This window comes from Janthinobacterium woesei, assembly GCF_051380875.1.
GTDB lineage: Bacteria > Pseudomonadota > Gammaproteobacteria > Burkholderiales > Burkholderiaceae_D > Janthinobacterium.
This window is the reverse complement of the sequence record NZ_JBNYXW010000002.1, coordinates 50406-64204: the sequence shown is the minus strand read 5'-3', so window position 1 is coordinate 64204 and position 13799 is coordinate 50406. Positions and strand designations below refer to the sequence as shown.

Genomic DNA, 13799 nt, shown 5'->3' with positions numbered 1-13799 from the left:
GCTGGCCGCCTAGTGCGCGTGCACCGCGCCCTTGGGCTCGGCCGGCACCGGCTCACCCCGCTCTTGCGCCAGGCGCTTGGCCAGCAAGGTGCCCGCGCCGGCCGCATAGTTGCGGCAAGCTTGCGCATCGATGAAGGGATTGTGCGCGCTGCTGCGTCTGGCGGCCTTGCCCAGCACGTCCGTCGAGTTAGGATGCACGGGGATGATGATATCGCATGGCAAGGCAGCCACCTTGGCGATGCTGGCCGCGAACGAGGCCGAGATATCTGGCGTCCTGCCTTTGCCCTTGCCTTTACCCGTATACATGAAATCGCCGCTGGCATACGCGTTCAGGCTGTCGGCATACACCACGTTCAGGCAGCGCTGGCCTTCGCACGAGGTCCAGCTCCAGGTGGTGCCGCCGGGCGTGTGGCCCGGCGTCATGTGGGCCGTCAGCGCCAGGCGGCCTACCTTGATGGTGTCGCCCTCGCCCACCAGGCTGACCTTGGCCACCTTGGCAACCTGCACCACGGGATTGGCCTGGTACTGCGGATCATCCTTGCCGTTGGTGCCGCTTTGCAACACCAGCGCCCCCGATGCGCTGGCCACCACGGTGGCGCCGCTGGCGCGCTGCAGCGCGGCGATGCCGCCCGCATGATCCCAGTGGGCGTGCGAATTGAGAATGAATTTCACGTCCTCGATGCGAAAACCCAGCGCCTGGATGTTCGCGATAATCACGGGCGCCGATTGCGGCAGCGCGCCGTCGAGCAAGATATGCCCCTGCGCACTGGTCACCAGCACGGCAGACAGGCCAGCCGTGCCCACATACCAGGTATTGCCAACCACATTGAACGGCTTGACGGCTTCGTTCCATGCCTCGCAGCTGTCGCATTCGACGGGCGCATCTTGCATCGGCGCCTCGGCCTGCGCCTGTACCGTGCCCGCCGCCATGGTCGCCATGCTAACCAGCATCAACTTCGCCAATATTGTCATCTTCATCTCCAGAGTGTAAAAAGAAAGGCTGCCGCACCGCGGCGCGCCCGGGTTCCATCAATGCATGCGGCCAGTCCCGTCGGCCAGCGCAGTACGGATTGCGCCTGCGTCGAGCGAGCGCCGCTGTGCGCCGTCGGCGTCGAGTAGCACCACGGTGACGTGCTTGCCGCCGCTGCGCATGCGCATGGTCAGGCAACTGCCAGCCTCGCGGCTACTGCCGGTCTTGGACAGCAGGATGTCCCAGCCCTTGCTGCCCACCAGCGGGTTGCTGTTGTGCAAGATGCGTGTCCTGCCATTGACCGCCACGCTTGCCTGCGGGTGGCTGGTGATGCGCGCAATGTCCGGATAGCGCGCGGCCGCCGCTACAATTTTGGCAACCTCGCTCGCGGTGGAGGTATTCGCCGGCGAACGTCCCACCGGATCGGTCAGGGTGGTGCGGATCAGGCCAAGGCCATGTATCTTGGCTTGCAGCGCCCGGGCAAAGGCGGCGTTGCCGCCCGGATAGGTACGCGCCAGCGCAGCGGCGGCGCGGTTCTCGGAAGGCATCAGCGCCAATTGCAACATCAGCCCACGCGGCACTTCCACGCCATCGGCCAGCACGCCTTGGCGTTGCATCGGCGCCGCGCCATCGGCGCGCACGATGCGCAGCTTTTCGTTCGGATCGAGCCCCGCGTCGAGCACCACCATGGCTGTCATCAGCTTGGTGATCGAGGCGATCGGCACCACAGCGTCGGCGTCTTTCGCCATCAGCACTTGGCCGCTGCTGTCATCAAACACCAGCATGTGCCTGGCGTTCACGGGCAAAGGCAGTATGCTCGCGGCGGCTGCGGCCATGTGCGTGGCGCCGGGCGCAGATTGCCCATGCGTCTGCATCAGCAAGGTGACGCAGGCCAGCAGCATGGCAGGCAAGGCCAGCTTCCAGCTGGCAGGGGCCGAGCCAAGCGCGGATGCGGGTGCCATCAGGCGTTGTATGCGCGTGAGCAAGGTCCCGCCGCGGGCCGACATCAGCAGGCCGGAATGGCGCAACGCGGATGCGTGCAGGGACAAGGCGTGCAGCGCCGTGGCCAGCTGCTGCGGATCATCGAGCGCCTGCGCGGCCAGCTCGTCGGCCACCAGTTCGCGCTCGACCCGCATGCGCGCCGACAGCCACCAGACGACGGGATGGAAAAACAGCAGCGCCTCGACCAGGCTTTGCAGCAGATTCGCCAGATAGTCCCAACGCCGCACGTGCGCCAGCTCATGCGCCAGCAAGGCTTCGAGCAGCGGCACGGGCATGCCGCTCAGCAAAGAGGCAGGCAGCAAGACGATCGGACGCCAGCTGCCCAGTGTCACGGGGCTGGACAGGCCGGCATGCAGCTTGAGCGGCAGCGGACGACTCCGGCCTTGGCCTTGGCCCAGGCCCATGCGCAGCGCCAGCGCGTCGAGGCGCGCTTGCCAGATGGCTGGCGCGGCAACGGCCTGGCGGCGCAACCTGGCGACCCATGCCAGGCCCATGCACAGGCGCAAGGCCATCAGGCCCACGCCAGCGCTCCAGGCCAGCACCAGGGCCGGCATCCAAGCTTGCAGCTCAACAGCGAATGGCGGCGCGGCGTGCGATGCGCCCGATAGCCCCAGCAGATACAGCATATGCACGCAAGGGATACACAGGCACAGCAGCAGTGCCAGCGCGCATAGCGCATAGCGCCAGCGCGCGCTGGCGTGGCGCAGCAGCCATAGCAGCACGGCGGAGGCGGCGCCGACGATCAGTGCCTGCCAGACAAAATACAGCAAGGCCCAGCCCAGCGCGGGGACGAATCTGCCCAGGTCCAGCCCGATTGCCATGGCAAGCAGGTTCATGGCGCGCTGCCGTCCTTGCCACCACCGTTGCTGCCATCCTTGCTGCGCAGGATTTTTTCAATTTCCACGCGTTCAGCGTCGCTCACATGCTCGCGCAGCGCCGTCAGCACCAGTGCCTTGCCGGAACCGGAAAACACCTTGCCGATCAAATCCTTGAGCAAACTGGTCTGCAACTTTTCCTGCGCTTCGACGGCCGCATACCGTTGCGGCCGCTGGCTTTCATCGCGGCTCAGCAGGCCCTTGCCATGCATGAGTTGCAATTGCCGCAGCACCGTGGCGTAACTGGCGTCAGGACGCTCTGCAGCCAAGGTTTCATACACGGCCCTGGCGTCGGACGAACCGCGCTGCCACAGGATGCGCAACAGATCAAGTTCGGCGGCGGTGGGATGGGGCGTGGGTGTATTTTTTAACATGGAAGCTAGAATAACAGTTTTAGAACTTTATATCTAGAACTTTTTTTCTAGCCAGCCGGGCGACTTTGGCTCAGTCCGTGTGCAGCTTGTGGTGCATGCGCCGCAAGCCCAGCCAGACGGCTGCGGCCACGAACGGCACCAGGGCGCCGACGAGGATTTCCGGGTTCACGGGCAAGCCCATTACCTTGGCCGCCTTGCCCGTGTAGCTGAACAGGCCGATCACGTAGTAGGAAATGGCCGCCACCGACAGCCCCTCCACCGCTTGCTGCAGGCGCAGCTGCTGCGCGGCGCGGGCGTTCATCGACTGCAGGATTTGCCGGTTCTGCAATTCCTGCACGATGCCCACGCGCGTGCGCAGCAAGTCATTCGTGTTGGCGATGCGCTGCGCCATGGCTTCCTGGCGGCTGGCCATCGCTTCGCAGGTGTTCATGGCCGGCGTCAAGCGGCGGTCCATGAATTCTTCGACCGTGGGGATGCCTTCGATGCGCACTTCGCGCAATTCCTCGATGCGCGCCTTGACCAGGCCCATGTAGGCTTTCGAGGCGGAAAAGCGGTAGCTATTGTCGAGGGACAATTTTTCGATGCGGGCCGCCAGGCGCGTGATGCGGTCGAGCAATGCTTGCTCGGACACGCCCTCGTCAGCCTTGCTGGCGCCCGGCGCGTCGTCCGTATCGACCATGGCGCCGGCCAGGGTCGCCAGTTCATTCTCGATGGCATTCAAGGATGGCGCCGCCTGCATGGCGTATGGCAAGCCCAGCAAGGCCATCATGCGGTACGTCTCGATTTCCAGCACGCGCTGCACCAAACGTCCCGACTGCTGCGAACGCATGCCAGCGTCGCGGATGACGAAGCGGCTGAAGCCGTCGGACTGGATGGTGAAGTCGGTCCACAATTCGCCGCCCTGCAGCACTTTGCTGCCGGCCAGGGTATTGCCTTCGAAGACGCGCGGCAAGCCCTGCATGAAGATCTCGGCTGGGGCCAATGCTTGTTCGAGCACCACGTGCGCGGCCACCATCAACTTGCCCTTCAAGCCCACCAGCCACTGCTGCGGCAATTGTTCCAGGGGCATGCGTTCGAACGCCTGCTCCAGGGGCAAGGCGGCGCCCGGGTGTTCGGCAAACGTGTAGGTGGCAAATTCCGTGTGGCATTCCCACTTCAGGCGAAAGCGGCCGAAGTCGTAGTAAAAATACTTGGCTTCGGCGCTTGGGGGCGTGACGCCAAAATGCGTGCACAGCGCCGCCAGCGTGGCGTGCTGGGCCGACATATTCGACACGCCGGGCGCCGCGCTGTCATCCCGGTACACGGCCAGATGGGTAATGAGCTCGGGCGCGTCGAGCTGCAAGAAGGGCCGCGAATGGATTTCCGCGGCCAGCGGCACGCGCAAGGCGTGGTTCAGACTGGAGTTAATCAAGTGCATGGCTAGCCAAAGGTAAAGTTGCAAAACTGCTTAGACCTGGCGCGAGCTGATGTGCCCGCAGCACGGGTCTGATTGTCACAGTGTAACAAAGCAGGAAGCATGCCCACCTTTTAGCCCATTTTTGCCCCCTGAGCCAAAGGGGCTGGCGCACGCTGGCGCGTGCCGAGCCACCAGAACAGCCCCGCCAGCACGACGGCTGAGGCCTGGCCCAGCGCCAGCTTGAAAGCGCTATCAAACAGCAATGGGGCGATAAAACCGGAGACCAGCGCAAACAGCAGCATCTGCACGAAGTTTTGCAGCGAGGCGGCCAGCCCCCGCATCTGCGGGAAGATATCCAGCGTGGCCATGGTCATGCCCGGCAAGGCCAACGACATGCCAAATGTGTACAGCATCACTGGCACGATTGCCCACGGAATGCTGGCGGAAAACCAGTGGTTGTACGCGATATTGAGCGCGCTCGTGGTCGCCATGGCCAACATGCCCCAGCGCACCATTGTCGTGCTCGGCACCGTGTGCGCCAGCCTGCTGTTCAAGGCAGAACCGGCCACGATGCCGGCCACCTGAGGAATGAATAGCCAGCCGAACGCCGTCTCAGGCAGGCGCAACAATTCCAGGATGAAATTCGCTGCGGAAGCGATGTACAGGGCAAAGCCGCCAAAGGCGAAGGCCACGGCCAGCGAGAGCAGCAGGAATGTGCGGTGGCGCAGCGCTTGCCAGTAATTGACGGCGATGGTGCCGGGATGAAACGGCTGGCGTTGTGCGGCAGGCAAGGTTTCCGGCAGCCCTTTCAAGCAAGCCAGCAAGAGCAGCACGGTGATGGCAAACGTGAACACGAACGTCGATTGCCAGCCATAGGCCACGTGCAGCCAGCCGCCGATGATGGGCGCGATGGCGGGCGCGATGCCGAACAGCATCATGATGTTAGCCAGCATCTTTTGCGCCGCTGCCCCTTGCAGGCTGTCGCGCACGATGGCTTGCCCGATCACCCTGCCCGCCCCGGCCGACGCGCCCTGCATGCCACGGAAGAACAATAGCCAGCCGAAGCTGGGCGCGAACACGGCGCCGATGGAGCCCACGGCAAAAATCACCAACGAGGCAAGGATGACGGGACGGCGGCCAAACGAGTCGGACAAGGTACCGTAGAACAGGGTCATGAAGGCGTAGGCGGCCAGGTAGACGCTCAGGGTCTGCTGCACCAGCACGCTGCTGACATCGAAATGCGTGCTGATGGCGGGAAACGACGGCAGGAAGGTGTCGGTGGCGAACGGGCCCAGCATGGCCAGGCCGGCCAGCACCAGGGTCAGATTGCGGGCCTTCATGCGCTCACCTGCGTAGGCGCATATTGACGGTGCATGCCATCGAGGGCAGCGAGCGTGAATTGGGCGATATGCCTGGCGATGCTGGCGATGCCCGCCTCGTCATAGGTAATTTCCGGCGCCACCAGTTCATGCACGACACGCGAGCGGGTATGGAACACGGCCTGGCCGATCAGGCTGAGGACGCATTTCTGCACCACGTCCGCCGGCATCGACTGCCCCACCACGCCACGGATCAAGGCAGTAAACAAGGCGTGCTGGGGCCGCACGTCACGCACGGCCAAGGTGCGGATGGCGGCCGTCGGTTCGAGTAGTTCACGCGCCACCAGGCGGCTGAACAGCGACGCCGGCCCCGAACGCAGCATGTCTGATACGAGCGCCTCGATGGCCAGGCGCAATTGTTCCACGGGCGGCAGCTGCGCTTGCGCACTGGCGGCAGCCACATCGGCGGCAGAACCCGGCGCCAGTTCGCGCGCATAGTCGAAGGCGGCCAGGTACAGCTCTTCCTTGCTAAGAAAGTAATAATTAACCATCGCCACGTTGACCTTGGCCGCCTCGCAAATTGTGCGCACGGATGTGGCTTTGTAGCCACCAGCGGCAAACAGCTCGGCCGCCACTTGCAAGATGCGCGCGCGGGCCGGTTCGGCTTCTTTTTCCAGATTCATCATTACTCACATATTCAAACAGATGTTTAACATCCTATCAAACGACTGTTTAATTTTCAAGCAGCGCAAAAAAAGCCACGGAGCGGGCTTTTCAAAGGACTATCAACGCCAAAAAAACCGTAGCGAGCGCAGTGAAATGTGGAGGAGATGCGGCGCAGATGCGGAGCTGTGCGAATGCACGGAGCCGCCGAGGCAATGCGCATCGGCAGCACCCTCCCCTTCCGACCATTTGCCTAGCATGTGCATCGAACTTGGCCAGAAAGATTCATCCCAAAAAAAAGTCCCGCTATGTGCGGTAGCCCACATACAAAAAATAGTACCAGGAAATATTATTTGCAACTAATGTTGCGAATCTTTCAATTTCCATGACTGGTATTATGTATAAAATAACAAAAACATTGCTCATTCGTACGATGAAAATTGGCCTGGGAGTTGTACTGGCCGGTTTGCTGCTCTGGGCCGCCACCGTGGGATGGAGCAAGGCGGTGCAATCCATCGTCGTCCCGCTCTGGAGCATTGCGATTTTCCTGCTGGCGTTCCTGGTGCTGTTGTGTATGCCATTGCGGCGGGCGTTGCCCGAGCGTCTTGTGATGGATCAGCAATTACTGCAACCACAATCGTTGCTCAAGGCGGGCGCACTACAAGATGCGATTTTCAACAGCGCCAATTTCTCCAGTATCGCCACCGACGCCCTGGGCGTTATTCAGATCTTCAATGTCGGTGCCGAACGCATGCTCGGCTACAAGGCTGCCGACATGGTGGATCAGATTACACCGGCCGGCATTTCGGATGCCGACGAAGTGATCGCTCGGGCCGAAGCGCTGAGCGTCGAATTCGGGTCAAATATCACGCCAGGATTTGAAGCCTTGGTGTTCAAGGCCTCGCGCGGCATTGAAGACATCTATGAGCTCACTTACATCCGCAAGGACGGCAGCCGATTCCCGGCGGTCGTGTCAGTGACAGCATTGCGCGACGACCAGGACGCTATCATCGGCTATCTGCTGATCGGCACCGATAACACGGCGCGCAAGCTGGCTGAAGACGCTTTGCTCAAGGCTGGTGCCTTGCAGAATGCGATTTTCAACAGTGCCAATTTCTCCAGCATTGCCACGGACGCGAATGGCGTGATTCAGATTTTCAATGTTGGTGCAGAACGCATGCTGGGCTACACCGCAGCCGAAGTGATGAACAAGATCACGCCAGCTGATATTTCCGACCCGCAAGAAGTGATCGCGCGCGCGCAAGCGCTCAGCGTCGAACTCGGAACGTCCATCACGCCAGGCTTTGAGGCGTTGGTATTCAAGGCCTCGCGCGGCATCGAAGACATCTATGAGCTGACCTACTTCCGCAAGGATGGCACCCGTTTCCCGGCGGTCGTGTCGGTCACGGCTTTGCGCGACGCCAAGAACATCATCATCGGCTATTTGTTGATCGGCACCGACAATACGGCGCGCAAGCGGGCCGAAGAGGCGCTGTTAAAGGCCGGCGCCTTGCAGAGCGCCATTTTCAATAGCGCCAACTTCTCCAGTATCGCCACTGATGCCAATGGCGTCATTCAAATTTTCAACGTCGGCGCCGAACGCATGCTGGGCTACTTGGCCACCGACGTGATGAACAAGATCACGCCAGCCGACATATCCGATCCACAGGAAGTGATCGCGCGCGCGCAAGCGCTCAGTATCGAACTTGGAACGTCCATCACGCCAGGCTTTGAGGCGCTGGTATTCAAGGCTTCGCGCGGCATTGAAGACATCTATGAACTGACTTACATTCGCCAGGATGGCAGCCGCTTCCCGGCGGTCGTCTCGGTCACCGCATTGCGCGACGATCAGGATGCAATCATAGGCTATCTGTTGATCGGCACCGACAACACCGCGCGCAAGCTGGCGGAAGATGCCCTGTTAAAAGCTGGCGCCTTGCAGAACGCGATTTTCAACAGCGAGAACTTCTCCAGCATTGCCACCGACGCGAAGGGCGTCATCCAGATCTTCAACGTCGGCGCCGAACGCATGCTGGGCTACACCGCCGCCGAAGTGATGAACAAGATCACGCCGGCCGACATTTCCGATCCGCAGGAAGTGATCACGCGCGCCAAGGCACTCAGTGTCGAACTTGGAACGGCCATCCTGCCGGGATTTGAGGCGCTGGTGTTCAAGGCCTCGCGCGGCATCGAGGACATCTATGAACTGACCTACTTCCGAAAAGATGGCAGCCGTTTTCCCGCAGTCGTTTCAGTCACGGCACTGCGCGACGCCCAAAATACCATCATTGGATATCTGTTGATCGGTACCGACAACACCGCGCGCAAACGGGGCGAAGCCGAGCAATTGAAGACCGATCAACGTCTGCGCGATCAACAGTTCTACACGCGCTCCCTGATTGAATCGAACATCGATGCCTTGATGACGACGGACCCGCGCGGCATCATCAGCGATGTCAACAAGCAGATGGAAGCGCTGACCGGCTGCACCCGCGACGAACTGATTGGGGCGCCGTTCAAGAACTACTTTACCGATCCGGCGCGGGCCGAAGAGACCATCACTCGCGTGCTGCAAGAGGGAAAAGTGACCAACTACGAGTTGACGGCCCACGCAAGGGATGGCAAGGAAACGGTGGTCTCCTACAATGCGACCACTTTCTATGACCGTGACCGCAACTTGCAAGGCGTGTTTGCGGCGGCCCGTGACGTCACCGACCGCAAGCAATTCGAGAAAATGCTGCAGGAAAATAACCTCGAGCTGGTCAGCGCAAAGGCGACGGCCGAAAAAGCCAATCTGGCGAAGTCCGATTTCTTGTCCAGCATGAGCCATGAATTGCGTACCCCGCTCAATGCGATGCTCGGATTCGCCCAATTGATGGACGCCTCGGATCCCGCGCCCGAACCGAAGCAGAAGAAGGCGATCGGCCATATTTTGCACGCTGGCTGGTACCTGCTGCGCCTGATCAATGAAATTTTAGATCTGGCGACCATCGAATCGGGGAAAATGGCGATGTCACAGGAGTCGATGTCGCTAACCAGTGTGCTGAAAGACTGCCACGCAATGATCTTGCCTCAGGCGCAAAAACGCGACATCCAGATGGTGTTTCCTCGTTTCGACGAACCGTTCTCTATTTGTGGCGACAAGACCAGGGTCAAGCAAGTGATCATCAACTTGCTGTCGAATGCGATCAAGTACAACCAGGTCGGGGGCGTCGTCATTGTCCAATGCCTGATGATGCCCGACGTAGGCCGGGTGCGGATGAGCGTCAAGGATACCGGCGCCGGATTGACGCAGGAACAAATGACCCAGCTCTTCCAGCCGTTCAATCGCCTGGGCCAGGAGGCCAGCACCGAAGAAGGCACCGGCATCGGCCTGGTCGTGACCAAGCAGCTGGTGCAACTGATGGGTGGCACTATCGGCGTCGAAAGCAGCGTCGGCACCGGCAGCACATTCTGGATCGAGCTTCCGGCGTCGACAATACATGAGCCAGCATCGGACCAGCCTGGCGAACCTCTTGAGGAGGTCCACGACACGGCGGCGCATGCATTGCCGTCCCAGCGGACACTGCTGTATATCGAGGATAACGCGGCAAATCTGGAGCTGATCAAGGAATTGATTGAGCGCCGCACCGATCTGAAGTTGTTGACGGCAATTGAAGGACAGTTGGGTATCCAGTTGGCGCGCACCTATCAGCCGGACGTGATTTTGATGGATATAAATTTGCCCGGCATCAGTGGATATGACGCCTTGAAAATCTTGAACAAGGATCCTTTGACGGCCCACATTCCGGTCATGGCGCTGTCGGCCAACGCCGTTCCGCGTGACATCAAGAAGGGCATCGAGGCCGGGTTTTGCCGCTATCTGACCAAGCCGATCAACGTCGTCGAGTTCATGGATGCGCTCGATGTCGCGCTGAACTTTGCCAAAACGTCTCAGCTCGAGTCTGATTTTTGCGCCCTGCCTCCCTCAGCACTGCCGGGGGAGCAGCGTATCGAGCGGAGCTAGCCACTTGGCTTTCCACATAGCGCCAAGTGTCCGTCAAGCATTGGACAATGCCAGTCAAGCACCAGACAGCGCGACTTCGCACCGATCATCCCAAGCCGAGCTTCCGACATCGCGATGCGCAGCAGGTTTGATCGGTGTTGAGCGATCAGTGCTTCATCGCTGGCATGGACGTCGCACCCAGTGGACGGGCCACGGCCTGAACTTCGATGGTTTCACGGCGCTTGTCTTCCCCTTCCAGCACCAGGGTCAGGGGAATCTTGTCGCCAGCCTTCACCTGGCCTTTAAGTTCCAGTAGCATCACATGATAGCCGCCCGGCTTCAGTTCGACGGCCTTGCCGGCTGGCAAGGCGATTTCCTTGACCTGGCGCATGCGCATCATGTTATCGGCCATGCTCATTTCATGCATTTCCGCCACGCCGGCCACGGACGAACGCACTTCCAGCAAGCGCATGGCTTTCGGCGCCGTGATCTGCATGAAGGCGCCCGTGGCCTTTTGCTGCGGCACGGTGGCGCGCACCCACGGGTCGCTGACTTGCACGCCGCTCTGGGCAGCGGCGGAGAATGACAGCACGGCCAGGGCCGTGGCCAGCAGGGTTTTCAGATGGGTCATGATCATTCCTTCAATGGGTTTTATAAGGTGTATTTCGATTTCATCAAGGTCTGGATGTCTTGCACGCATTCATCCCCCGTCAATTGGTGTTTCAAGCCCAGGCGCATGCGTCCCTGCGGATCGAGCACATAGCTAATCGCCGTGTGATCCATCGTATACGAGCTGCCGCTGGGCACGCGGCGGTAAAAGACCTTGTAGTTGAAGGCCGTCTGCGCCGTGTTTTTCGGGTCGGTGCGCAAGCCCAGGAAGCTGGGATCGAAGGCGCGCATGTATTCCCCCAGCAACTCGGGCGTGTCGCGCTCGGGGTCGATGCTGATGAAGATCACTTGCAGCTTGTCGCCATCGCTGCCCAGCTTCTGGCGGATTTCCAGCGCACGCGACAGCGCCGTCGGGCACACGTCCGGGCATTGCGTAAAGCCAAAGAAAACCATCACATACTTGCCCTTGAAGTCGGCCAGGGTGTAGACCTTGCCGTCGGGGCCGCTCAGCTTGAAATCGGGCTTGTAGTCGCCGCCCGTCAGGTCGAGGCCGTTGTAATGGGGTTTCGGTGCCTGCTCGCAAGCGGCAAGCGACAGCAATCCCGCCGTACCGGCGAGAAGAAAAAAACGACGTTTCATGGCATTTCTGGCCCAAAGGGCGTAATTGCTACAAATTAGGGCGTCAGTACACGGCCGCAAGGCGGCAGGCGAAAAGTGTGACGAACGCGTGCGCGCAGGTTCAGGCTCAGGCCAGGGACGGCGGGCCGCGCGGGCTGGCGCCCAGCCACGCAAACTGCGTTTGCGGTGCCTGGTAGAACAGGGACGGATAGCGGTCGTGGCCGGCAATGACGGCCAGCGGCGATGACAACGGCGGCGGCAAGCCTGCGCTGCCCGCGTGGCTCATGCAAAACGGGCAATGCTCGATGTGGTGCAGCACGGAATCGGTAGTCGACTGCGCGGCCTTGAAAGCGGGTACCAGGTACGCTTGCGTATACACGGCGCCGCTGGCCGAGCAAATCTCGACGGCGGCGCCATTCGCATTCGCGTGCAGCGAGGCAAACGCGTACGACAGGGACGGCGACAGCGTGTTGAGCAGTATCGCCAGGCAGGCGAACCACATGTGCCAATGTTTGCGCTTCAATAAAGGTCCCATGCCAAGGATTATAGCGGAGTATGGCTATGCGGGTGTTGAGGCTTGCCCGCGCAGGAACAGGCTGGGCCGTACGCCGGCCACCTCCACGCAGGCGTCGCAAAACGCGGGGATCGACGCAAAACCGGAGCCAGCCGCCACTTGCGCCAGGTCGCGCGCGGCATCGCCGTCGCGATGCCCCTGCGCGGCCGTGTGCAGCGCATGCGCCAGGCGCTGTTCGCGCACCAGGCTCAGCAGCGCTTCACCCTCGGCAAACAGGCGCGCCCGCGCCTTGTGCGGCGTCACTTGCCACAGGGCAGCGAGGCGCGCCGCCGTCCACTTGCCTTGCGGCGTATCAAAGATATGCTGCGCCAGCGCCTGGCTCCAGCGCTTGCCGCCACCATGGCCCGTTTGCGCTTCATCGTGCTCCAGCGCCAGGGTAAACACGGCCGGCTTGCCCCGCCCCGGCATCACGTCGCAGGCGAAACGCAGGAAGGCGGGCACGACAAAGCTGTCGCCGCTGGCCAATTTCTTGGTCGTAATTTCGTTATGCAAGGTCACAGTACCCTGGCGCACGGTGACGCGCAGCCTGAGCGGAAAGCGCAAGCCCAGCATGTACAAGGGATGATCGGAAATGAATGCCATGCGTCAAGTAGATTCGGTGGGCGAGCCGCCAGCATGCCACACATCGCGCAGCGACTCTGTCATCACAGCGACGCCACGCCATAACGGAGCAAGCCGTCCAGGTCGACCACGCGGATGGACTGGTAGGCGATGCTGATGAGTTTTAATTCGGCGAGCCGGCCCAGCGCCAGGTTGACGCGCTGGCGCGAAATGCCGGTCAGCAAGCCGATTTCTTCCTGCGACAGCTCAAGCACGCTGGAGGTGCGCGGATATAGCATGGGGTGGAACAGCTGCGCAATGGCCTGCGCCACTTGCGCGTCGACTGCCAGCAGGCGCTGGTTCTGGATGGTGGCGATGAATTGCCCCATGCGCTCGTTCAACTGGCGGATCACGAAAGCATTAAAGGAAAGGCTTTCGGCCAGCAAGCGGTGAAACAGCTCGGCCGGCACGAGGATGATGCTGGAGGCGCGCACGGCCACCACGTCGTAGCGGCGCAATTCGCGCTTGAGCACGCTGCCCTCGCCGCACCAGCCGCCCGCCGGCACGCCGGAAAACGTGGCGCCGCGCCCGTCCGCGTTGTATACGGCCAGCTTGATCAAGCCCGTGTGCACGCCGATCCAGTGCTGCGACGGCTCGCCGCGCCGCGTGATGAACCCGCCGGCGGCAAAGTGCTTGAGCGTGCTGCCCGCACGCAGCAGCGCCTGGTGCCTGGCATCGAGGGCCATGAACCAGTCGTGGCTGTCGAGTTCCTGCATGCCGCTGAAATTATTGTTATCCATTCCATCCTTGCGTGGTCACTGCAGATACAGCTGTCTCCAAGATGACAGTGATTTCCCGGCACCGGTGCTATGCT

Annotated in this window: 12 protein-coding genes; 1 reads left to right on the top strand and 11 read right to left on the bottom strand. The window is 61.3% G+C overall.

Annotated elements, in window-relative coordinates; genetic code table 11:
* Positions 1–9 precede the first annotated feature (9 nt).
* The 6 genes from bla to ACQ4W6_RS02050 all read right to left on the bottom strand — a co-directional run bounded on the left by bla (position 10) and on the right by ACQ4W6_RS02050 (position 6622).
* On the bottom strand, positions 10–972 hold the full coding sequence (bla, locus tag ACQ4W6_RS02075) for a subclass B3 metallo-beta-lactamase (RefSeq protein ID WP_436565522.1): 963 nt from the start codon (positions 970–972) through the stop codon (positions 10–12).
* 57 nt (positions 973–1029) lie between these two features.
* Positions 1030–2808: a M56 family metallopeptidase gene (locus tag ACQ4W6_RS02070; protein WP_436565521.1), complete on the bottom strand. Its 1779-nt coding sequence runs from the start codon at positions 2806–2808 to the stop codon at positions 1030–1032.
* Entirely contained in the window at positions 2805–3221 is a 417-nt protein-coding gene (locus tag ACQ4W6_RS02065) for a BlaI/MecI/CopY family transcriptional regulator (protein ID WP_436565520.1), read from the bottom strand. Before ACQ4W6_RS02065 ends, ACQ4W6_RS02070 begins: the two co-directional genes overlap by 4 nt.
* Positions 3222–3291: 70 nt before the next feature.
* Positions 3292–4638: a DUF3422 family protein gene (locus tag ACQ4W6_RS02060; protein ID WP_436565519.1), complete on the bottom strand. Its 1347-nt coding sequence runs from the start codon at positions 4636–4638 to the stop codon at positions 3292–3294.
* 110 nt (positions 4639–4748) lie between these two features.
* Positions 4749–5957 carry a multidrug effflux MFS transporter gene (locus ACQ4W6_RS02055; RefSeq protein ID WP_436565518.1) on the bottom strand — a complete coding sequence of 403 codons (1209 nt, stop codon included), beginning with the start codon at positions 5955–5957 and terminating at the stop codon, positions 4749–4751.
* Positions 5954–6622, bottom strand: a complete 669-nt coding sequence (locus tag ACQ4W6_RS02050) for a TetR/AcrR family transcriptional regulator (protein ID WP_436565517.1) — start codon at positions 6620–6622, stop codon at positions 5954–5956. The genes ACQ4W6_RS02055 and ACQ4W6_RS02050 overlap by 4 nt, the downstream gene beginning before the upstream one ends.
* A 587-nt stretch (positions 6623–7209) precedes the next feature.
* Between ACQ4W6_RS02050 and ACQ4W6_RS02045 the strand changes: the two genes are divergently transcribed.
* Entirely contained in the window at positions 7210–10605 is a 3396-nt protein-coding gene (locus ACQ4W6_RS02045) for a PAS domain S-box protein (RefSeq protein ID WP_436565753.1), read from the top strand.
* 145 nt (positions 10606–10750) lie between these two features.
* Here the strand turns inward: ACQ4W6_RS02045 and ACQ4W6_RS02040 are convergent, their stop codons facing one another.
* The 5 genes from ACQ4W6_RS02040 to ACQ4W6_RS02020 form a co-directional block, all read right to left on the bottom strand.
* A complete protein-coding gene (locus ACQ4W6_RS02040) occupies positions 10751–11215 on the bottom strand; it encodes a copper chaperone PCu(A)C (protein ID WP_436565516.1) in 465 nt (154 codons plus the stop codon).
* Positions 11216–11235: 20 nt separating this feature from the next.
* The gene (locus ACQ4W6_RS02035; RefSeq protein WP_436565515.1) at positions 11236–11832 is read right to left on the bottom strand and encodes an SCO family protein; all 597 of its coding nucleotides are present in this window, start codon (positions 11830–11832) and stop codon (positions 11236–11238) included.
* A 106-nt stretch (positions 11833–11938) separates the two neighbouring features.
* Positions 11939–12334 (bottom strand): DUF2946 domain-containing protein, encoded by a 396-nt coding sequence (locus ACQ4W6_RS02030; RefSeq protein WP_436565514.1) that lies wholly within the window; start codon positions 12332–12334, stop codon positions 11939–11941.
* A 36-nt stretch (positions 12335–12370) separates the two neighbouring features.
* Positions 12371–12967 (bottom strand): helix-turn-helix transcriptional regulator, encoded by a 597-nt coding sequence (locus ACQ4W6_RS02025; RefSeq protein WP_436565513.1) that lies wholly within the window; start codon positions 12965–12967, stop codon positions 12371–12373.
* A gap of 62 nt (positions 12968–13029) precedes the next feature.
* Positions 13030–13725: a Crp/Fnr family transcriptional regulator gene (locus ACQ4W6_RS02020; RefSeq protein WP_436565512.1), complete on the bottom strand. Its 696-nt coding sequence runs from the start codon at positions 13723–13725 to the stop codon at positions 13030–13032.
* Positions 13726–13799 lie beyond the last annotated feature (74 nt).

Excerpts from the sequence above, each read along its gene's own strand:
- ACQ4W6_RS02065 (WP_436565520.1), bottom strand. The coding sequence starts at position 3,221 with ATGTTAAAAAATACACCCACGCCCCATCCCACCGCCGCCGAACTTGAT.
- ACQ4W6_RS02055 (WP_436565518.1), bottom strand. The coding sequence starts at position 5,957 with ATGAAGGCCCGCAATCTGACCCTGGTGCTGGCCGGCCTGGCCATGCTG.
- ACQ4W6_RS02040 (WP_436565516.1), bottom strand. The coding sequence starts at position 11,215 with ATGACCCATCTGAAAACCCTGCTGGCCACGGCCCTGGCCGTGCTGTCA.
- ACQ4W6_RS02060 (WP_436565519.1), bottom strand. The coding sequence starts at position 4,638 with ATGCACTTGATTAACTCCAGTCTGAACCACGCCTTGCGCGTGCCGCTG.
- bla (WP_436565522.1), bottom strand. The coding sequence starts at position 972 with ATGACAATATTGGCGAAGTTGATGCTGGTTAGCATGGCGACCATGGCG.
- ACQ4W6_RS02045 (WP_436565753.1), top strand. The coding sequence starts at position 7,210 with ATGGATCAGCAATTACTGCAACCACAATCGTTGCTCAAGGCGGGCGCA.
- ACQ4W6_RS02050 (WP_436565517.1), bottom strand. The coding sequence starts at position 6,622 with ATGATGAATCTGGAAAAAGAAGCCGAACCGGCCCGCGCGCGCATCTTG.
- ACQ4W6_RS02025 (WP_436565513.1), bottom strand. The coding sequence starts at position 12,967 with ATGGCATTCATTTCCGATCATCCCTTGTACATGCTGGGCTTGCGCTTT.
- ACQ4W6_RS02035 (WP_436565515.1), bottom strand. The coding sequence starts at position 11,832 with ATGAAACGTCGTTTTTTTCTTCTCGCCGGTACGGCGGGATTGCTGTCG.
- ACQ4W6_RS02020 (WP_436565512.1), bottom strand. The coding sequence starts at position 13,725 with ATGGATAACAATAATTTCAGCGGCATGCAGGAACTCGACAGCCACGAC.
- ACQ4W6_RS02070 (WP_436565521.1), bottom strand. The coding sequence starts at position 2,808 with ATGAACCTGCTTGCCATGGCAATCGGGCTGGACCTGGGCAGATTCGTC.